Source organism: Serratia sp. NGAS9 (assembly GCF_009905295.1).
In the GTDB taxonomy this organism is placed as follows: domain Bacteria; phylum Pseudomonadota; class Gammaproteobacteria; order Enterobacterales; family Enterobacteriaceae; genus Serratia; species Serratia bockelmannii.
Window position 1 is genome coordinate 460,316 of sequence record NZ_CP047605.1, and the last position, 17,969, is coordinate 478,284.

Annotated in this window: 19 protein-coding genes; 11 read left to right on the forward strand and 8 right to left on the reverse strand. The window is 60.9% G+C overall.

Translation table 11 applies throughout. The features are described from left to right. Positions 1-76: 76 nt before the first annotated feature. From yrbN to yedF, 4 genes are all read left to right on the forward strand, one after another. The gene (yrbN, locus tag GUC32_RS02120; RefSeq protein ID WP_223182019.1) at positions 77-151 is read left to right on the forward strand and encodes a protein YrbN; all 75 of its coding nucleotides are present in this window, start codon (positions 77-79) and stop codon (positions 149-151) included. Then, positions 141-2,069, forward strand: a complete 1,929-nt coding sequence (locus GUC32_RS02125; protein ID WP_049203330.1) for a DEAD/DEAH family ATP-dependent RNA helicase — start codon at positions 141-143, stop codon at positions 2,067-2,069. Before yrbN ends, GUC32_RS02125 begins: the two co-directional genes overlap by 11 nt. Positions 2,070-2,215: 146 nt before the next feature. Further along, complete coding sequence (gene yedE / locus GUC32_RS02130) at positions 2,216-3,430, forward strand: selenium metabolism membrane protein YedE/FdhT (RefSeq protein WP_025305058.1); 1,215 nt, start codon at positions 2,216-2,218, stop codon at positions 3,428-3,430. Beyond that, the gene (yedF, locus tag GUC32_RS02135; protein WP_033641662.1) at positions 3,427-3,666 is read left to right on the forward strand and encodes a sulfurtransferase-like selenium metabolism protein YedF; all 240 of its coding nucleotides are present in this window, start codon (positions 3,427-3,429) and stop codon (positions 3,664-3,666) included. The genes yedE and yedF overlap by 4 nt, the downstream gene beginning before the upstream one ends. A gap of 38 nt (positions 3,667-3,704) precedes the next feature. Here the strand turns inward: yedF and GUC32_RS02140 are convergent, their stop codons facing one another. After that, positions 3,705-4,718 carry a luciferase-like monooxygenase gene (locus tag GUC32_RS02140; RefSeq protein WP_369435522.1) on the reverse strand — a complete coding sequence of 338 codons (1,014 nt, stop codon included), beginning with the start codon at positions 4,716-4,718 and terminating at the stop codon, positions 3,705-3,707. Between the two features lie 231 nt (positions 4,719-4,949). Here GUC32_RS02140 and GUC32_RS02145 point away from each other — a divergent pair, with 231 nt between their 5' ends. The 3 genes from GUC32_RS02145 to GUC32_RS02155 are packed head-to-tail and all read left to right on the forward strand — an operon-like array spanning position 4,950 to position 8,196. Continuing rightward, complete coding sequence (locus tag GUC32_RS02145; protein WP_025305060.1) at positions 4,950-5,921, forward strand: HlyD family secretion protein; 972 nt, start codon at positions 4,950-4,952, stop codon at positions 5,919-5,921. After that, entirely contained in the window at positions 5,903-7,057 is a 1,155-nt protein-coding gene (locus tag GUC32_RS02150) for an ABC transporter permease (RefSeq protein WP_044029869.1), read from the forward strand. Before GUC32_RS02145 ends, GUC32_RS02150 begins: the two co-directional genes overlap by 19 nt. After that, positions 7,054-8,196, forward strand: a complete 1,143-nt coding sequence (locus GUC32_RS02155; protein ID WP_043139253.1) for an ABC transporter permease — start codon at positions 7,054-7,056, stop codon at positions 8,194-8,196. The genes GUC32_RS02150 and GUC32_RS02155 overlap by 4 nt, the downstream gene beginning before the upstream one ends. Positions 8,197-8,231: 35 nt before the next feature. On the opposite strand, the gene GUC32_RS02160 is transcribed toward GUC32_RS02155, so the two are convergent. Continuing rightward, complete coding sequence (locus tag GUC32_RS02160; protein ID WP_099817053.1) at positions 8,232-9,110, reverse strand: U32 family peptidase; 879 nt, start codon at positions 9,108-9,110, stop codon at positions 8,232-8,234. An 11-nt stretch (positions 9,111-9,121) separates the two neighbouring features. Further along, positions 9,122-10,117 (reverse strand): peptidase U32 family protein, encoded by a 996-nt coding sequence (locus GUC32_RS02165; RefSeq protein ID WP_033641666.1) that lies wholly within the window; start codon positions 10,115-10,117, stop codon positions 9,122-9,124. A gap of 252 nt (positions 10,118-10,369) precedes the next feature. On the opposite strand from GUC32_RS02165, the gene GUC32_RS02170 reads away from it, so the two are divergent. Together GUC32_RS02170 and GUC32_RS02175 are read left to right on the forward strand one after the other, a co-directional pair. Beyond that, on the forward strand, positions 10,370-10,897 hold the full coding sequence (locus tag GUC32_RS02170) for an SCP2 domain-containing protein (protein WP_170311425.1): 528 nt from the start codon (positions 10,370-10,372) through the stop codon (positions 10,895-10,897). Further along, positions 10,891-11,394 carry a GNAT family N-acetyltransferase gene (locus GUC32_RS02175; protein WP_043139248.1) on the forward strand — a complete coding sequence of 168 codons (504 nt, stop codon included), beginning with the start codon at positions 10,891-10,893 and terminating at the stop codon, positions 11,392-11,394. Before GUC32_RS02170 ends, GUC32_RS02175 begins: the two co-directional genes overlap by 7 nt. Here GUC32_RS02175 and GUC32_RS02180 read toward each other — a convergent pair. From GUC32_RS02180 to speFL, 4 genes are all read right to left on the reverse strand, one after another. Further along, a complete protein-coding gene (locus GUC32_RS02180; protein ID WP_025305084.1) occupies positions 11,381-11,686 on the reverse strand; it encodes a GIY-YIG nuclease family protein in 306 nt (101 codons plus the stop codon). The two genes, GUC32_RS02175 and GUC32_RS02180, sit on opposite strands and share 14 nt — an antisense overlap. Positions 11,687-11,772: 86 nt before the next feature. Continuing rightward, complete coding sequence (gene potE / locus GUC32_RS02185; RefSeq protein WP_025305085.1) at positions 11,773-13,089, reverse strand: putrescine-ornithine antiporter; 1,317 nt, start codon at positions 13,087-13,089, stop codon at positions 11,773-11,775. A 62-nt stretch (positions 13,090-13,151) separates the two neighbouring features. Beyond that, a complete protein-coding gene (speF, locus tag GUC32_RS02190) occupies positions 13,152-15,314 on the reverse strand; it encodes an ornithine decarboxylase SpeF (protein ID WP_060448244.1) in 2,163 nt (720 codons plus the stop codon). 272 nt (positions 15,315-15,586) lie between these two features. After that, positions 15,587-15,691, reverse strand: a complete 105-nt coding sequence (gene speFL / locus GUC32_RS02195; protein ID WP_004933443.1) for a leader peptide SpeFL — start codon at positions 15,689-15,691, stop codon at positions 15,587-15,589. A 433-nt stretch (positions 15,692-16,124) separates the two neighbouring features. Here speFL and GUC32_RS02200 point away from each other — a divergent pair, with 433 nt between their 5' ends. Together GUC32_RS02200 and GUC32_RS02205 are read left to right on the forward strand one after the other, a co-directional pair. After that, positions 16,125-16,565 (forward strand): YhbP family protein, encoded by a 441-nt coding sequence (locus GUC32_RS02200; protein ID WP_141997100.1) that lies wholly within the window; start codon positions 16,125-16,127, stop codon positions 16,563-16,565. Positions 16,566-16,595: 30 nt separating this feature from the next. Continuing rightward, positions 16,596-17,228 (forward strand): NAD(P)H-binding protein, encoded by a 633-nt coding sequence (locus GUC32_RS02205; RefSeq protein ID WP_369435523.1) that lies wholly within the window; start codon positions 16,596-16,598, stop codon positions 17,226-17,228. Here the strand turns inward: GUC32_RS02205 and phnP are convergent. After that, positions 17,185-17,967: a phosphonate metabolism protein PhnP gene (phnP, locus tag GUC32_RS02210; protein ID WP_193403100.1), complete on the reverse strand. Its 783-nt coding sequence runs from the start codon at positions 17,965-17,967 to the stop codon at positions 17,185-17,187. The genes GUC32_RS02205 and phnP overlap by 44 nt on opposite strands. Between the last annotated feature and the right edge of the window lie 2 nt (positions 17,968-17,969).

Here is a 17,969-nt window from a genome sequence, read left to right on the forward strand (position 1 = left end):
TTATCGCCTTAACGGGCGAGGGCTTTTTTGTTCGTTTTATAATCTAATTTGAGCCGGTTCACACTTTTCAATGAAAATGACTGAAAATTTTCTCGACGAGTTATGTAGACTGGCTGCCATTATTAATGAGGCACGTGTACATGACGACTGAGTTTGAAACCTCTTTTGCTGATCTGGGGCTGTCTGCTCCAATCATTTCCGCCCTGAACGATCTGGGCTATGAAAAACCATCTCCGATCCAGGCTGAGTGTATTCCTCACCTGTTGAACGGCCGCGACGTGCTGGGCATGGCACAGACCGGTAGTGGTAAAACCGCAGCGTTCTCGCTGCCGCTGCTGCACAACCTGCAGGCAGACCTGAAAGCACCTCAGATCCTGGTGCTGGCACCGACCCGCGAACTGGCGGTTCAGGTTGCCGAAGCGATGACCGATTTCTCCAAACACATGAACGGCGTCAACGTGGTAGCCCTGTACGGCGGCCAGCGTTACGACGTACAGCTGCGCGCTCTGCGCCAGGGCCCGCAAATCGTTGTGGGTACCCCAGGTCGTCTGCTGGACCACCTGAAGCGCGGCACCCTGAACCTCTCTAACCTGAGCGGTCTGGTGCTGGATGAAGCCGACGAAATGCTGCGCATGGGCTTTATCGAAGACGTAGAAACCATCATGGCTGAGATCCCGGCAGAACATCAGACCGCGCTGTTCTCCGCCACCATGCCGGAAGCGATCCGTCGCATTACCCGCCGCTTCATGAAAGAGCCGCAGGAAGTGCGCATCCAGTCCAGCGTGACTACCCGTCCGGACATCAGCCAGAGCTACTGGTCGGTCTACGGCATGCGTAAAAACGAAGCGCTGGTGCGTTTCCTGGAAGCCGAAGACTTTGACGCGGCGATCATCTTCGTCCGTACCAAGAACGCGACCCTGGAAGTGGCCGAAGCGCTGGAGCGCAGCGGTTATAGCAGCGCCGCGCTGAACGGCGACATGAATCAGGCGCTGCGTGAGCAGACCCTGGAGCGCCTGAAAGACGGTCGTCTGGATATCCTGATCGCGACCGACGTTGCGGCCCGTGGCCTGGACGTTGAGCGCATCAGCCTGGTTGTCAACTATGACATCCCGATGGACTCCGAGTCTTACGTTCACCGTATCGGCCGTACCGGCCGTGCGGGTCGCGCCGGCCGTGCGCTGCTGTTCGTGGAAAACCGCGAACGCCGCCTGCTGCGCAACATCGAACGCACCATGAAGCTGACCATCCCTGAAGTGGAGCTGCCAAACGCAGAACTGCTGGGCGAGCGTCGTCTGGCCAAGTTCGCCGCGAAAGTTCAGCAGCAGCTGGAAAGCAGCGATCTGGATCTGTACCGCGCACTGCTGACCAAACTGCAGCCGGAAGAAGAGCTGGATATGGAAACCCTGGCCGCAGCGCTGCTGAAAATGGCTCAGGGCGAACGTCCGCTGATCCTGCCGCCGGATCCGGTCTTCAAACCGCGCCAGCGCCGCGAGTTCAACGACCGTGACGATCGCCGCGGCGACCGTCGCGACAGCCGCGATAGCCGTGACGGCGACCGTCCGCGTCGTGAACGTCGTGACGTTGGCGAAATGCAGCTGTACCGTATCGAAGTGGGCCGTGACGATGGCGTTGAAGTCCGTCATATCGTTGGTGCTATCGCTAACGAAGGCGACATCAGCAGCCGTTACATCGGTAACATCAAGCTGTTTGCTTCCCACTCCACCATCGAGCTGCCAAAAGGCATGCCGGGCGAGATCCTGAATCACTTCACTCGCACTCGCATCCTGAACAAGCCGATGAACATGCAGCTGTTGGGCGATGCACAGCCGTTCGAACGTCGCGAGCGTCGTGACGGTGGCAACGGTGGCGAGCGTCGTGGCAACGGTAACGGCCGTCCGTTCAACGGTGAACGTCGCGAAGGCGGCCCACGTCGTTCCTTCGGAGAACGTCGCGAAGGCGGTAACGGCGGCGAGCGTCGTGGCGGTAACTACAACCGTGACGGCAAGCCGGCGCCACGCCGTGATGACAGCGCACCGGCAGCACCACGTCGTCGTTTCGGCGACGCGTAATCGCTGATTCACCGTTCGCGGTGAAGCACTCTGAAAAACCAGCCTGCGGGCTGGTTTTTTTATGCCTGAAAATTGCCGTCAAACGCCCCTGAATGGCGTATCATTCATAAGGTTTTTTCTTATGGATGATATGCACGGGAGATGCCATGAGTTGGCAGCAGTTCAAATCTCAATACCTGGTGCGCTTTTGGGCGCCGCTGCCGGCGGTGATCGCTGCCGGGATCCTTTCTACCTACTACTTCGGCATGACCGGCACCTTCTGGGCGGTGACCGGCGAATTCACTCGCTGGGGCGGCCATGTGCTGCAGTGGTTCGGCCTGCACCCCGAGCAGTGGGGCTATTTCAAGGTCATCGGCCTGCAGGGCACGCCGCTGGAGCGCATCGACGGGCGCATGATCATCGGCATGTTCGCCGGCTGCATCGCCGCCGCGCTGTGGGCCAACAACATCAAACTGCGTCAGCCGCAGCACCGCATTCGCATCGTGCAGGCGCTGCTGGGCGGCATCATCGCCGGCTTCGGCGCACGCCTGGCGATGGGCTGTAACCTGGCAGCGTTTTTCACCGGCATCCCGCAGTTCTCGCTGCATGCCTGGTTCTTCGCGCTGGCGACCGCCGCCGGCTCCTACTTCGGCGCCAAATTCACGCTGCTGCCGATGTTCCGCATCCCGGTCAAATTGCAAAAGGTGAAGTCCGCCGCGCCGTTGACGCAGAAGCCTGAACAGGCGCGCTGCCGCTTCCGGCTGGGCATGGCGGTCTTCGGCCTAGCGGTGGCCTGGTCGCTGTGGACGCTGTTCGATGCGCCGAAGCTCGGTATCGCCATGCTGTTCGGTATCGGCTTCGGTTTGCTGATCGAACGCGCGCAGATCTGCTTCACCTCGGCGTTCCGCGATCTGTGGATCACCGGCCGCACTCACATGGCGAAAGCCATCATCATCGGCATGGCGGTGAGCGCCATCGGCATCTTCAGCTACGTGCAGCTCGGCGTGGCGCCGAAGATCATGTGGGCCGGCCCGAATGCGGTGCTGGGCGGCTTGCTGTTCGGCTTCGGCATCGTGCTGGCCGGCGGTTGCGAAACCGGCTGGATGTACCGCGCGGTGGAAGGGCAGGTGCACTACTGGTGGGTGGGGCTGGGCAACATCATCGGCGCTACGCTGCTGGCCTATTACTGGGACGATCTGGCGCCGGCGCTGGCGACCGACTACGACAAAATCAACCTGCTCGACACCTTCGGCCCGGTCGGTGGCCTGCTGGTGACCTATCTGCTGCTGGCGCTGGCCTTCGCCGCCATGCTGTGGTGGGAGAAACGCTTTTTCCGCGCCCGGCCTGAGGCGCAGGTGGTGAATTTGAGGAGCATGCCATGAAAGCGACGACGATAGTGCCGGACTACCGGCTGGACATGCTGGGTGAGCCTTGCCCGTACCCGGCAGTGGCGACGCTGGAGGCGATGCCGCAGCTGAAACCGGGGGAGATCCTGGAAGTGATCAGCGATTGCCCGCAGTCGATCAACAACATCCCGCTCGATGCGCGCAACCATGGCTATAAGGTGCTGGATATCCAGCAGGACGGGCCGACCATCCGCTACCTGATCCAGCGTTAACGCCGAGGCGGTGGGGTTCCCCACCGCCTTTTCGCTTTTTATCTCTTCACGATGTCGCCCTTCACGCCGGCAACAATCTCGAACGAACGCAGCCGCGCCTGGTGATCGAAAATCTGGCCGTTGACCATGATCTCGTCGGCATCGGTTTCACGCAGCAGCGTTTGCAGCCCGTGGCGCACCGTTTTTTCATCGCCGACGATCGACATCCGCAGCGCCTGCTCGACGCCGTATTGCTCGCCGGCGGTCCACAACGCGTGAATGTTATCCACCGGCGGCGGCAGCGGGCCGGGCGAACCGCGACGCAGATTGATGAATTGCTGCTGCATCGAGCTGAACAGGAAGCGCGCATCGCGGTCGCTGTCGGCGGCGATCACGTTGACGCACACCATGGCGTGCGGCTGCGCCAGCTGTTTGGACGGTTTGAAGTTCTCGCGGTACAGCTGCAGCGCCTGGAACAGCATATCCGGGGCGAAGTGCGAAGCGAAGGCGAACGGCAGGCCGAGCTGCGCCGCCAGCTGCGCGCTATAGAGGCTGGAACCGAGCAGCCAGAGCGGCACATGCAGCCCCTGGCCCGGCACCGCCTGCACCGGCTGGCCGGGCTGCGCATCGCAGAAATAGTTTTGCAGTTCCTGCACGTCGCGCGGGAAGGTATCCACATCGCCGGACAGGTGGCGACGCAGCGCCATCATGGTGCGCTGATCGGTGCCGGGCGCGCGGCCCAACCCCAAATCGATGCGCCCTGGGTAGAGCGACTCCAGCGTGCCGAACTGCTCGGCAATCACCAGCGGCGCATGGTTCGGCAGCATCACACCGCCGGAGCCGAGGCGAATGCTCTGGGTGCCGGCGGCCAGATAGCCCAGCAGCACCGAGGTGGCGGCGCTGCCGATGCCGGTCATGTTGTGGTGCTCGGCCAGCCAGTAGCGCCGGTAGCCCCAGCGTTCGGCGTGCTGCGCTAAGTCCAGCGAACAGTGGAAAGCGTCGCGCGCTTTGGCCCCTTGCGGGATTGGCGATAAATCCAGTACCGACAGCGGTACCGCAGTGTGTTCAGTCATGACATCGTCCATCAGAGAGTGGATCGCTTAAAGGGCGATTGCAGGAGTCTGCATACCAAAAAGCCGAAAAAAGATGCTTTTTAGTGTTAAAAGCATAATCCAATTTATAGTTATAAAAGAGGAGATATGTGCTTGTGATATCCTCATGAGAGCAATGGTGTTTTTTGGAGCAATTTGAGACATGGAAATGATGATCCCCGCCCGCCGCTTACCGTTCCGGGAGCTGACATAATGAAAAAAAAGACGCTGTTTACCCTGTTGCTGATGTTGGCGGCGATCGCATTGGCGATCCTGTTCCGCGCGCACAATCAGGATCTGTTGCTGCAGGGTGAAGTGGATGCCCCCGAAGTGATCGTCGCATCCAAGGCGAAAGGCCGGGTCGTTGAACGCCTGATCGAACGCGGCGACGACGTGAAAAGCGGTCAGCTGATCATTCAGCTCGATAGCCCCGAACTGATGGCGCAGCTGCGTTCCGCGCAGGCGACGCGCGACGAGGCCAAGGCGCAGCTCGAGCTGTCGCTGCACGGCACCCGTGAAGAGAGCATCCGCAACCTGCGCGCCAACCTGGCGCAGGCCGAGGCGCAGTACCGCAATGCGCAAAATGACTACAACCGCAACCTGAGCGTGGCCGGCAAGGGCTATATCTCGAAGTCCGAGCTGGACGCTTCGCGCCGGTCGCGCGACACCGCCTTCCAGCAGGTACAGGCCGCCAAGGCCAATCTGGATGAAGGCATTAACGGCGACCGCGTCGAGCAGCGGCAGCAATATGCGGCGGCGCTGCGGGCGGCGGAAGAGAATCTGCTGCAGATCCAGGCGCAGAGCGACGATCTGCAGGTGAAAGCGCCGGTGGACGGCGAAGTGGGGCCGATCCCGGCCGAAGTGGGCGAATTGCTGAACGCCGGCAGCCCGCTGGTGACGTTGATCCGGGTGCCGGACGCCTACTTCGTGTTTAACCTGCGTGAAGACATCCTGGCCCACGTGCGCAAAGGCGACAAGGTCACGCTGCGGGTGCCGGCGCTGAAGGACAAAATGATCGACACCGAGGTGCGCTACATCGCGCCGCTGGGGGATTACGCCACCAAACGCGCCACCCGCGCCACCGGCGACTTCGACCTGAAAACCTTCGAAGTGCGCCTGTATCCGTCACAGCCGGTGGACGGCCTGCGTCCGGGGATGAGCACCTTATGGCAATGGAAAGAGTAAGGGCCGGCTGGCGCTGCTTCAGTCACGCGTTCGACAAAGAGTGTCGCGTCGCCTTTCGCAGCCCGGTGGTGCACTGGCTGAGCTGGATCTTTCCACTGATCCTGTTTGCGCTGATCAGCAGCAACTTCTCCGAAGGCACGCTGCTCGATCTGCCGGTCTCGGTGGTGGACAGCGATCACAGCCCGCTGTCCAAATCGCTGACGCGGCGGCTGGACGCCGGTTCGCATGCCCACGTCGAGGCATATGGCGGCGGGCTGCCGGAGTCGCTGAGCCGCCTGCGCAGCGCGCAGGATTACGCGTTGCTGTATATCCCGCCGGACTTTGAGGCCAACGCGCTGTCGGGCAAACAGCCTAGCGTAGTGATGTACTACAATGCGTTGTTCTACGGCGCCGGGCTGTACTCCACCCAGGACTTTGGCGGCCTGATGAACGAAATCAACGCCAGCACCCGCAGCATCATCGCCACCGAGATGGGTAAAACGCTGCCGCCGTTGGCGGACGTGACGCTCTCCTACGGCAGCCTGTTCAACGCCAGCGGCAGCTATATCTATTACCAGCAATTCGCCGCCACCATCCACCTGCTGCAGCTGTTCGCGGTGACCTGCATGATCTACGTGCTGGCGCGCAGCAAGTCGCTGCTGCAGGCCAAGCCGTTCAGCCTGGCGCTGCTCGGCAAGCTGGCACCGTACACGCTGTGTTTCACCACCCTGCTGATGGTGGAGATCGCGGCGCTGGTGGGTATCTTTGACGCCCGCGTCAGCGGCAATCCGCTGTTTATGCTGATGATCGGCCTGTTCTACGTGATGGCGGCGCAGAGCATCGGCCTGCTGCTGTACACCTTTACCGGCAGCACCATCACCGCCTACAGCCTGATTGGTATTTTGGTCAGTATCGCGATGACCTTCTCCGGCATGGCGGTGCCTGAGCTGTCGATGCCGCTGCCGGCGCGCATCATTTCCAACATCGAACCGCTGACCCACGCGCTGTACGCGATGTTCGACGTGTTCCTGCGGCAGGTGCACGCCAGCGCCATCTTCAGCGTGTGCGCGCTGCTGGCGGTCTATCCGCTGGTGGCCGCGCTGCTGGTGCGCAATCGCCTGCCGGCGCGGCTGGCAAAAGAGGGGAACGCCGGATGAAGCTCTATTGGCAAACCTTCGTTAAGGTGCTGCTCGGCATGCTGGAGCGGCCGGTGTGGCTGATGCTGATCCTGTCGCTGTGCATCATGAGCCTGGTGTACGCCAACCGCACGGTGTGGGATCTGCCGGTGGGGGTGGTCGATCAGGACCACAGCACCGCCAGCCGCCAGCTGATCCGCCAACTGGACGCCACCTCCAAGATAGCGATTGAAACCTACGACAGCCTGGAACAGGCACAGCGAGATCTCAGCTGGCGCAAGCTGTTTGCGGTGATCATCATGCCGGTGGATCTGGAGAAGAAGATCCTCAGCGGGCAGAACATCGTGGTGCCGGTCTACGGCGACGCCACCAACCGCCTGGCCAACGGCCAGATCCAACAGGACGTGGTGGCGGCCTACCAGCAGCTGCTGACGGAGTACAACAACGGGCTGCTGCTGCGCAGCGGTTTCAGCGAACGGCAGGCGCAGATACTGCTGACGCCGATACTGGGGCAAACGCTGGACGTGTTCAACCCCGGCATCAGCTTCGCGGCGATCATCTTCCCCGGCCTGTTGGTGATGCTGTTGCAGCACTCGCTGCTGATCGCCTGTATCCGCGTCAATATCGCCATGAAGAGCATGCCCGGCGGCAAAGCGCCGCTGGCGGCGCACCTCGGCGGGCTGACGGCGCTGCTGCCGATCTGGCTGTTCCTGTCGATCGTGCTGTTCGTGCTGTGGCCGTGGGTATTGGGCTATCGGCAGACGGCGAACATCGCCGAACTGCTGCTGCTGACCTTCCCGTTCCTGCTGGCGGTACTGGGGCTGGGCAAGCTGGTGACCGAGTGCCTGCGCAGCGTCGAGATGATCTACCTGACGCTGGCGTTCATCACGACGCCGGTCTTCTACCTGTCCGGCACCATCTGGCCGCTGCAGTCGATGCCGGCCTGGGTGCGCGCCATCTCGTACAGCATTCCCTCCACCTGGGGCACCAAGGCGATCGCCGGCGTCAACCAGATGGGGCTGTCGCTGAATGAAGTGTGGGGCGACGTGGTGATGATGCTGATACTCGGCGTGGTCTACACCCTACTGGGCTTCGGCGTCGGCTTCTTGCGCAACAGCGTGGCGCTGCGCGGGATGTTCAGGAAACGGCGGGCGAGTTGATTGAAAACTCCCCTCGGTGAGGAGGGGAGCGAGGATCACCCCACCAACTCCAACCCCGCCACGCGGCGCCAGTAGCCGTTGCAGTCGACGTGGTTGGTCAAGGCCAGCGGCTGCTCGCCGCGCTCGTTGGCGCGGAAGGCGTCGATCTGTGCCAGCGTCTCGGCGCCCTGCGGCGACAGTCGCACGATGTCCACCAGCCCCTGCATGCTTGGCAGCTCGTTGCCGAGGTTGTAGCAGTAACCGCTCATGGTCTGGATGCCGTTGAGTACGAACACCTGCTGCTGTTCCTGGGAGCGCATCATGCGACCCTGCGGATACTTGATGCAGCAGGTTTCGCACTCGTCCTTGCCGCGGTTTTCCGAGCGGGCGGTGAAGCAGCGCGCCGAATAGGCCAGCGGCAGATGGCCGTAGCTCAGCACCTCCACCTCGAAGTCGTGGCGGAAGCCCAGCTCGTCGCACTGCGTCAGCAGATTGGCCAGCCAATCGCGTGACAGCTCGACCGGCATGCACCAGCGCATCATGCCCTGGCGGCGCAGCAGGCGCAGAGTATAGGCGTTGTAGCAGTTCAGCGCATGGCCGGCGACGAACGGCAGACCGCGTTCCGCCGCCATGTTCACTGCGCCCAGATCGTTAGCTTCAAACAGGAACTCGCCGTTCTCCACATAGCGTTTCAGCTCATTCAGTTCGGACGGCGCCTGCAGCAGCGCCAGCGTGGAGATCACCACCTGCTTGCCGCTGCGGGCGATGTCGCGCGCCAGCGCCAGCCAATCGCCGACCTTCATCTCGCGCCGCTTGGTGCAGACGCTCTCGCCGAGGTAAATGATGTCGGCGTTACTCTCCGCCGCCTGCTGATAGAACGCCGCGATGTCGTTTTTCGGCCAGTAGTAGAGTACCGGCCCCAGTGCGTATTTCATGTTTCCTCCGGCTACTGCCATTTGCGGTGATAGGCGCCCAGCGTGGTCTGGGTGCCCTCGGACATCGCGCCCAGCGTCTCCATCCAGGCGGCGTCGGCGCGGTAGGCGGCCGGATCGGCCTGGCAACGGTCGATCGCCTGGCGCCAGACGCGTGCCACCTGGCTGACGTAAGCCGGGCTGCGCTGGCGGCCTTCGATCTTCACCGAGGCAATGTTGGCGGCCAGCAGCTCCGGCAGCAGCTCCAACGTATTGAGGCTGGTGGGCTCTTCCAGCGCGTGGTAGCGCACGTCGTCCACCAGATAGCGGCCCTTGCACAGCGTCGGGTAACCGGCGTTTTCATGGTCCTGGTAGCGGTCGATCAGCACGTCGTTCAGGCGCGACTCCATGCCCTGTGCGGTTTGCTGCCAGCGCACGAAACGCGCCGGCGAACAGGCGCCGACGGTGTTCGGCGACTCGCCGGTCAGGTAGGAGGAGAGGTAGCAGCGCCCTTCGGCCATGATGCACAGGCTGCCGAAGGCGAACACTTCCAGCGGCACCGGGCTGGTGCGCGCCAGCTGTTTCACCTGGTGCATCGACAGCACCCGCGGCAGCACCACCCGGCCGACCTCGAAGTTGCGCTGGTAGAAACGGATCGCCTCCTCATTGGTGGCGGAAGCCTGCACCGAAACGTGGCGTTCCAGCTGCGGGTAGCGCTGGGCGGCGTATTCCAGCATCGCCAGATCCGCCAGAATCAACGCGTCGGCGCCCAGTTGGGCGGCCATATCCACCGCGCGCTGCCAGCGGGCGTAGCCGTCGGGATGGGCGAAGGTGTTGATGGCGATATGCAGTTTGCGGCCGTGGCGATGCACGTAATCGACCGCTTCCTGCAGCTTTTTCTCGGTGAAGTTAAGGCCGGCGAAGTGGCGCGCGTTGGTATCGTCTTTCAGACCGATGTAAACGGCATCGGCGCCGTTATCCACCGCGGCCTTCAGGGCCGGCAGGTTGCCGGCGGGACAAAGCAGCTCCATAGATTTATCCTGGCTTAGCCGTGCGCCCGGCCGGGCGCACGCTGTCTTTAAAGGTTGCCGGCGGCGGTGTTCCGCCGGCAAATGCGAATCGGGGAGGTCATTTTAGGCAATGGGGCACACACAGGTTTTGATTTGAGGCAGCTTATGGCGTATTGATAAACATGGCGGTGAAATGCACTATTTGTTGATATAGACCGCTGAAGCCGCGCGTCAGTGTGGCAAAATAGCGGTAGTCCGTATTGAAAGGAGTGGATGACCGTGTTGGAACAACTACGAGCACGCCTTGTGCGCCAGGGGCCGTCGCTGCTGCGCATCCCGCTGAAATTCACGCCGTTCGCTCTGCAGCGTCAGCTGCTGCAACAGGTGCTGAGCTGGCAGTTCCGCCAGGCATTGGCGGATGGGGATCTGGAGTTTCTCGAATCGCGTTGGCTGAAGATCGAAGTTCGCGATCTGGCGCTACAATGGTTTATGACGGTAGAAAACGACAAACTGGTGGTCAGCCAGCACGCCGAAGCGGACGTCAGCTTCAGCGGCGACGCCAACGATCTGATCCTGATCGCGGCGCGCAAGCAAGATCCGGATACGCTGTTCTTTCAGCGTCGGCTGCAGATTGAAGGGGATACCGAATTGGGCCTGTATGTGAAAAATTTGATGGACGCCATCGAGCTGGAAAGCATGCCTGCGCCGCTGCGCATGGGGCTGTTGCAGTTGGCTGATTTTGTCGAAGCAGGGTTGCAGGAGGGCACGGCGTCGGCTTCCCGTGTGGCGGTATCATGCTGATCCGCGTAGAGATCCCGGTAGACGCGGCGGGCATCGACACCTTGCTGCGCCGCGCCTTTGGCCGCGACGACGAAGCCGATCTGGTGCAGCAGCTGCGCGAAGACGGCCTGCTGACGCTGGGCGTGGTCGCCACTGACGACGAAGGCGGGGTAGTGGGTTACGCCGCGTTCAGCCCGGTAGACGTGGCCGGCGAAGACCGCCAATGGGTGGCGCTGGCGCCGCTGGCGGTAGACGAAAGCCTGCGCCGCCAGGGGCTGGCTGAAAAGCTGGTGTACGAAGGCCTGGATTCGCTGAACGAATTCAGCTACGCCGCGGTGGTGGTGCTGGGCGATCCGGCCTACTACGGCCGCTTCGGCTTTAAACCGGCCGCCACCTATGGCCTGAACTGCCGCTGGCCGGACACGGAAAGCGCGTTCCAGGTGTATCCGCTGGCGGAAGACGCCCTGAATGGCGTCAGCGGCGAAGTGGCTTTTTCGGCGCCGTTTAATCGCTTTTAACGACCGGCAATAGATACGCCAACGACAGCGGCGGGTGATTCACCAGCCGCTCTTTTTGTATTTTGCTCAGCTGTTTGACGCGGTATTCCAGCTTCAGCGCCGTTGAGCGATCCCCCACCTGGCAGTGAAACGCCAATGTCAGTTCCCCTTTACCGCGCAGCGCCTTGGCGCCTTTGCCGGCTTGGTGCTGTGCCAGGCGGCGCGCCACGTCGGTAGTGATGCCGGTATACAGCATGCCGCTCGGTAAACGCAGCATATAGAGGTGCCAGGGAGTGGGGGTAGTGTCGGTCATCGTACGCCGTTTCGGTGGCCAGGGTCGGCGTATGATGGCATGTTCGCCATCACAATCCCATCCCCGGCCGCCGGAGCCTTACCGCTTTACCCCTTTTTTCCCGCCAGCTCGAAGCGCGGCGAGACGATGCCGTACAGCGTCCAGCCGAGGAAGGTGGCGATGGCGCCCCACATCATCGCTTCTTCACCGGAGCTGTAGAGCGCATAGAAGCTGTACAGCGCGCCGATGCCGGCGATGATATTGGCGATGCGCGCCTTGTTGTCCGGCACCTTCGCCACTTTCTGAATAATGACCAGCGCCGCCATCGACAGGATGTAAGGGATGATGTTGGTCACCACCGCCAGGTTCACCAGCACGTTGAACTGCTTGTTCAGCGACGGGCTGATGGTCATCAGCGACAAACCGCTCTGGATGACGACGATGGTCAGCATGCCTTTAACCGGCGCGTCGGCCTTGCTCAGCTTGGAGAAAATTTTCGGGAAGAAGCCGCTGTCGGCGGAGGATTTGAACACCTGAGCGATGGTGAACTGCCAGCCGAGCAGCGAGCCGACGCAGGACATGACCATCAACGCCATGATGATCTTGCCGACCGTCGGGTTGAACATGTGGGAGAACGCCAGCCCGAACGGGGCGGTGGAGTTGGCCAGATCCATGTTCGGCACGATGCCGGCGATCACGTTGGTCGAAATGATATAGATCACCGCCGCGCTGAGGGTGCCGCCCAGTACGGCGATCGGCACGTTGCGCTCCGGGTTTTCCACCACGTCGGTGTTGGCGCAGGCGGATTCCAGCCCCAGGAACGCCCACAGGGTCATTGAGATCGAGGCGCCGATGGCTTCGAAGGTCGGCACCTGATGCGGGTTCCAGGCGGCGACGTAGGCGCTGCCGCTGAACCAGTACCAGCCGATGACCGAGATGCCCACCACCGGAATGATCACGCCCCAGACGGTGATGCCGCTGATTTTGCCGGTGATGCGCGCGCCGCCGAAGTTAGCGACGGTCGCCAGCCACAGCACGCCGATGGTGGCGATACAGATCCCGAGCGGGCTGAGCGTGGTGTCGAACAGCTCGGTGCCGTAGCCGACGGCGGAAATGGCGATGGCGATGTTGGCGATCAGCAGCGAAACGCCGTAGGTGTAGTTCGCCATGAAGTTGCCTGATTTACCGAAGGCGTATTCGGCGTAGCCGCCCATGCCGCCGGATTTACGGCTGAACATGCCGCATTTGGCGAAGGCGTAGGCCAGCGCCATCGAGCCGACAGCGGTCACCAGCCAGGAAACGATCGAAATCGTGCCCACTTCGGCCAGCTTGGTCGGCAGCATAATTATGCCGGAACCCATCATATTCACGGCGGTCAGGATCGTTAATTGCACGACCCCCATTTTATTATTGGACTTACTCATGATCATTTTCTCTTTTAGGATGCGATCCGGGCGGCGGGAATCATCGCCGCCCCGTAAGGTGATTAATTTTTCATGACGTAGCCGTAAGCACGGTTCCAGCCGTCCTCATCCTGTTGGATATAAACGCCCTGTAATTCCGGCGCGAATCCTGGCAATAAATTGATGCCTTCTTCCAGTGCCAGGAAATAACGCTGCGCGGCGCCGCCCCAAATTTCACCGGGCACCACGCACAGCACGCCTGGTGGGTAAGGCAGGGCGCCTTCGGCGGCGATGCGGCCCTCGGCCTTGGCCAGCGACACCAATTCCACATTGCCGCGCACGAACTCGGTATTGGCATCCTGCGGATTCATTACCACGCGCGGGAAATAACTTTTGCGGAACATCTCTTTTTGCAGCTCTTTAACGTCATAGCTGACGTAAAGGTCGTGCATTTCCTGGCACAGTTGGCGGATGGTGTAGTTTTTGTAGCGCTGCTGGTGGTTTTTATAGACCGCAGGCAGCACCTCGCTGAGCAGGGAGTTTTGCTCGATGTGCTTCTCGAAGCGGGCGATCAGGGCCACCAGGTGCTGCATCTTGGCGATGTCTTCCGCCGGCGTCAGCAGGAACAGGATCGAGTTGAGATCGCATTTTTCCGGCACGATGCCGTTTTCGCGCAGGTAGTTGGCCAGAATGGTCGCCGGGATGCCGAACTCGCTGTAGCTGCCGGTCGCGGTATCGATACCCGGCGTAGTGAGCAGCAGTTTGCACGGATCGACGAAGTACTGCGACTCGGCATAGCCCTCAAAGGCGTGCCACTTCTCGCCGGGCACGAAGTTGAAGAAGCGCAGATCGTTGGCCATCGCCGCGGTGTCATAGGCCTGCCACGGCTTGCCGTCGATCTGATCCGGCACGAACGGTTTGATCATCGTGCAGGTATCCAGCAGCATTTTGCGCGCTTCGATGCCCACGCGCACACATTCTTGCCACAGGCGCTGGCCGCTCTTGCCCTCGTGCATCTTGGCGTTGACGTCCAGTGCGGCGAACAGCGGATAGAACGGGCTGGTGGAGGCGTGCAGCATAAAGGCGTTGTTGAAGCGCTTGTGGTTGCAGTAGCGGCTCTGCCCCTTGATATGCTTGTCTTTTTTGTGGATCTGCGAGGTTTGCGAGAAGCCGGCCTGCTGTTTGTGCACTGACTGGGTGACGATGATGCCGGGATCGTTCTCGTTCAGCTCCAGCAGCAGCGGCGAGCAGTCTTTCATCATCGGAATGAACTGCTCATAGCCCACCCAGGCGGAGTCGAACAGGATGTAATCGCACAGGTGGCCAATCTTGTCGACCACCTGACGGGCGTTGTAGATGGTGCCGTCATAGGTACCGAGCTGGATGATCGCCAGGCGGAACGGGCGGGCTTCGTTGGCGCGTTCCGGCGCCACTTCGCGGATCTGCTGGCGCAGGTAGCGCTCGTCGAAGCAGTGCGCGTCGATGCCGCCGATAAAGCCGAACGGGTTGCGCGCGGTTTCCAGATAAACCGGCGTGGCGCCGGCCTGGATCAATGCACCGTGGTGGTTGGATTTATGGTTGTTACGGTCGAACAGCACCAGATCGCCGCGCGTCAGCAGGGCGTTGGTCGCCACCTTGTTCGAGGCCGAGGTGCCGTTGAGCACGAAGTAGGTCTTGTCGGCGTTGAACACCTTGGCGGCGTGCTGCTGCGCGGCGCAAGGCGCGCCTTCGTGGATCAACAGATCGCCCAGTTTGACGTCGGCGTTGCACATGTCGGAGCGGAAAAGCGTTTCGCCGTAGAAGTCGAAGAACTGGCGGCCCGCTGGGTGTTTGCGGAAGAACTCGCCGCCCTGGTGGCCGGGGCAGGCGAAGGTGGCGTTGCCCATTTCCACATACTGCGTCAGCGTGTTGAAGAACGGCGGCAGCAGTTCGCTCTCATATTTGGCGGCGGCGGCCTCCAGCTGTTTGCCGTAGAACTGGGTATTCTTGCCGCACAGTTCAAACACACCGTGCAGCGCCGGCAAGACGGCGTTATCCAGCTCTTCTTCGCAGCAGACGGCGACGAACAGCGGAATGTTCAGGCCGTGTTCTTCGATGCGCGCCACCATGCCTTGCGTGACGTCGTCTACCGACAGCACAATGGCGGCGACGTCATTGAAATCGCTGTGGTGCACATCGACGATGTCGCGTTCAGTTTCAAAGCAGCCGAGGGTTTGGGTGTTGGCGGCAATTTTTAATTTTTTCATTTTTCTCATTCTTCAGGCAAAGGCATTCCGCCGGCAAATAATTCCATTTGCCGTTAACGCCTTCACGAAAATAAAGGTGTGCGAGAACCCAGTGATGCCGAAAGGCATTAACTGTTTTCGCTGTTTTATTTAGCTTGGATGCGCTTGGCCGAAATTAAAAATGAATTGCGTGTCCTTCCCGGTTAGCGAGAAAGAGATATTATCACCGGCGTGCGGAGAATAAATAAAACGCAATGACACTCTTATCAACGGCGTAAGAGCGAGGGGGAGGGTTATCTGTAGTTGAAGAATGCGAAACTAAAGCAGCTGCGATGAGCCATCATCATAATATGGGTTGTGCGCCTGATGTGCGCCATTTTTCGGTTATTGTTTTCCATTTTCTAATCCACCTTGCTGAGTGAAAAGATGGCGCTATTTTAACGCAAGATGGGCTAAAAATCGTGATGAAAGTCACATAAATGCCGGTGTTTATAAATAACTATTCACCTGTTATGCAATGAATTGCATAAGTATCATCCGGGTCCAGAGGTTGGCATGTAAATGAATTGCTAATGCTCGCGGCCCTTAAGCGCTTAATTTCAATGGCGCTCGGAAAGGAATAAAAAAAGCGGTCAAATAACCGGCTGCATAACGATCAAATAAATCCGCTTTGTGTTTTTTATGTTATCAATCTGCTTTATGCAAAAATAAATAAAAATTCATTATTGTTGTGTTTATATTCATGTGTGATTTTTGATGATTATCGTTATTTGTGACTCGCCTCAACAACGCAGGGTAAGATGAAGTGAGTGAACCGGGAGGCGAGTAACCTTGAATACCTCAGAACAACGGCAACAGATTGCGGATTTCATCGGCAAGCAACATGTCTTAACGCTGTGCGCCGGCGACGGCCTCGACATGTGGTGCGCCAACTGTTTTTACGTGTTCGACGCCGCGACGATGGCGCTGTGGCTGATGACCGAACCGCACACCCGCCACGGCGGGCTGATGCTGAACAACGGCCGGGTGGTCGGCACCATCGCGCCGAAACCGAAAAGCATCGCGCTGATCCGCGGCGTGCAGTACCGCGCCGAGGCGGTGCTGCTGAGCGGCGAAGAGGCCGAGGCGGCGCACGCGCGTTACTGCAAGCGCTTCCCGATCGCCAGGGCGATGAAGGCTTCGGTTTGGCGGCTGGACCTGCACGAGGTGAAGATGGCCGACAACACCCTCGGCTTCGGCAAGAAGCTGCATTGGGCGCGGTCTATACTTTAAGTCGACGTATTGATTACAACGGGAGATTGCATGGCGCGAGCACTGTTAGTCGGCGCAACCGGGCTGGTGGGGCGCGAGTTGCTGCAGTTGTTGCAAAGCGATCCGCAGATAACGGCCATCGTGGCGCCGACGCGCACGCCGCTGCCGCCGCACGGCAAGCTGACCAATCCGGTCGGCGACGCGCTGTTCGAGCTGCTGAGTAGCCTGCAGCAGCCGGTCGATCTGGTGTTCTGCTGCTTGGGCACTACCCGCCGGGCGGCGGGCAGCGCCGATGCCTTCCGCTACGTCGATTACCAACTGGTGGTGGAGAGCGCGCTGGCCGGCCGCCGGTTGGGGGCGCAGCACTGTCTGGTGGTAAGCGCGCTGGGCGCCAACGCGGATTCCACCTTCCTGTATAACCGCACCAAAGGCGAGATGGAGCAGGCGCTGCGCGAACAGCACTGGCCGCGCCTGACGTTGGTGCGGCCTTCCATGCTGGTGGGGGATCGCCCCGCGCCGCGCCTGATGGAGCGCCTCACGCTGCCGCTGTTCAGGCTGCTGCCCGGCAAATGGCGCGCCGTCTCCGCCAAAGACGTGGCGCAAACGCTGCTGCAGCAGGCGTTCACGCCGGGCGAAGGGATCAGGGTGCTGGAGTCGGATCGGCTGCACTGCTACCGAGGCTGACGCTGAGGTGATCGAACGCCAGCTCCAGCCCGGCGGGCAGTTCGTTGTCCAGCAGCCATCGATCGAGATGATGGCTGATGTGCGTCAGCAGCGTGCGCTTGGGCTGCAGCAACCGCTGCGTCTCCTGCGCACGGGTTAGGTCGTTGTGGTTGCGCGGCACCTGCGGCTGAGGCGGCAGGCTGCAGTCGAGCACCAGCAGATCCAGCGCCACGTTCTGCAGATAGTCGGCGGTGGCCGGCGGCAGGCCGACGGTGTCGGTCAGGTAGGCCAGCGCAGCGCCCGCCGCCTGGATCAGATAGCCGTGGGTCAGTTTGGAGTGTTGCAGCGGCAGCGGGGTGATGCGCATGCCGCCCAGCTCGACGGTGGCGAAGGGCGCCAGCGGCGGCTGAAACGCCAGAATACCGGGGTGTTTGAACAGGTCGTCGCAGCCCTGTTCATCCGGCGGGCCATACACCGGAATGGAATTTCCGCACCCCCAACGCAAAGGAAATAACCCCTGAACGTGATCCATGTGGTAATGTGTCAGTAAAAAACGTTGAATTTGCCCCGCCGAAAATCGCCGCTCCAAAGCCGGCAATCCCGCATCCAATAAGGTCGTTTCTCCCTGATAGTTAAGCATGGCGCTGCACGCGCGCCGCCGAAATGCCGGCTCGCGCCGCGCCCGTTGGCAGCTCAGGCAGTCGCAGCCGAACACCGGCACCTGCTGCGCGCCGCCGGTGCCGAGAAAGGTCAGTTGCATCG

Excerpts from the sequence above, each read along its gene's own strand:
- GUC32_RS02140 (WP_369435522.1), bottom strand. The coding sequence starts at position 4,718 with ATGACTGAACACACTGCGGTACCGCTGTCGGTACTGGATTTATCGCCA.
- GUC32_RS02145 (WP_025305060.1), top strand. The coding sequence starts at position 4,950 with ATGAAAAAAAAGACGCTGTTTACCCTGTTGCTGATGTTGGCGGCGATC.
- GUC32_RS02175 (WP_043139248.1), top strand. The coding sequence starts at position 10,891 with ATGCTGATCCGCGTAGAGATCCCGGTAGACGCGGCGGGCATCGACACC.
- yedE (WP_025305058.1), top strand. The coding sequence starts at position 2,216 with ATGAGTTGGCAGCAGTTCAAATCTCAATACCTGGTGCGCTTTTGGGCG.
- potE (WP_025305085.1), bottom strand. The coding sequence starts at position 13,089 with ATGAGTAAGTCCAATAATAAAATGGGGGTCGTGCAATTAACGATCCTG.
- GUC32_RS02165 (WP_033641666.1), bottom strand. The coding sequence starts at position 10,117 with ATGGAGCTGCTTTGTCCCGCCGGCAACCTGCCGGCCCTGAAGGCCGCG.
- GUC32_RS02150 (WP_044029869.1), top strand. The coding sequence starts at position 5,903 with ATGGCAATGGAAAGAGTAAGGGCCGGCTGGCGCTGCTTCAGTCACGCG.
- GUC32_RS02155 (WP_043139253.1), top strand. The coding sequence starts at position 7,054 with ATGAAGCTCTATTGGCAAACCTTCGTTAAGGTGCTGCTCGGCATGCTG.
- yedF (WP_033641662.1), top strand. The coding sequence starts at position 3,427 with ATGAAAGCGACGACGATAGTGCCGGACTACCGGCTGGACATGCTGGGT.
- GUC32_RS02170 (WP_170311425.1), top strand. The coding sequence starts at position 10,370 with ATGACCGTGTTGGAACAACTACGAGCACGCCTTGTGCGCCAGGGGCCG.
- speFL (WP_004933443.1), bottom strand. The coding sequence starts at position 15,691 with ATGGAAAACAATAACCGAAAAATGGCGCACATCAGGCGCACAACCCAT.
- phnP (WP_193403100.1), bottom strand. The coding sequence starts at position 17,967 with ATGCAACTGACCTTTCTCGGCACCGGCGGCGCGCAGCAGGTGCCGGTG.
- GUC32_RS02125 (WP_049203330.1), top strand. The coding sequence starts at position 141 with ATGACGACTGAGTTTGAAACCTCTTTTGCTGATCTGGGGCTGTCTGCT.
- GUC32_RS02180 (WP_025305084.1), bottom strand. The coding sequence starts at position 11,686 with ATGACCGACACTACCCCCACTCCCTGGCACCTCTATATGCTGCGTTTA.
- GUC32_RS02205 (WP_369435523.1), top strand. The coding sequence starts at position 16,596 with ATGGCGCGAGCACTGTTAGTCGGCGCAACCGGGCTGGTGGGGCGCGAG.
- speF (WP_060448244.1), bottom strand. The coding sequence starts at position 15,314 with ATGAAAAAATTAAAAATTGCCGCCAACACCCAAACCCTCGGCTGCTTT.
- GUC32_RS02160 (WP_099817053.1), bottom strand. The coding sequence starts at position 9,110 with ATGAAATACGCACTGGGGCCGGTACTCTACTACTGGCCGAAAAACGAC.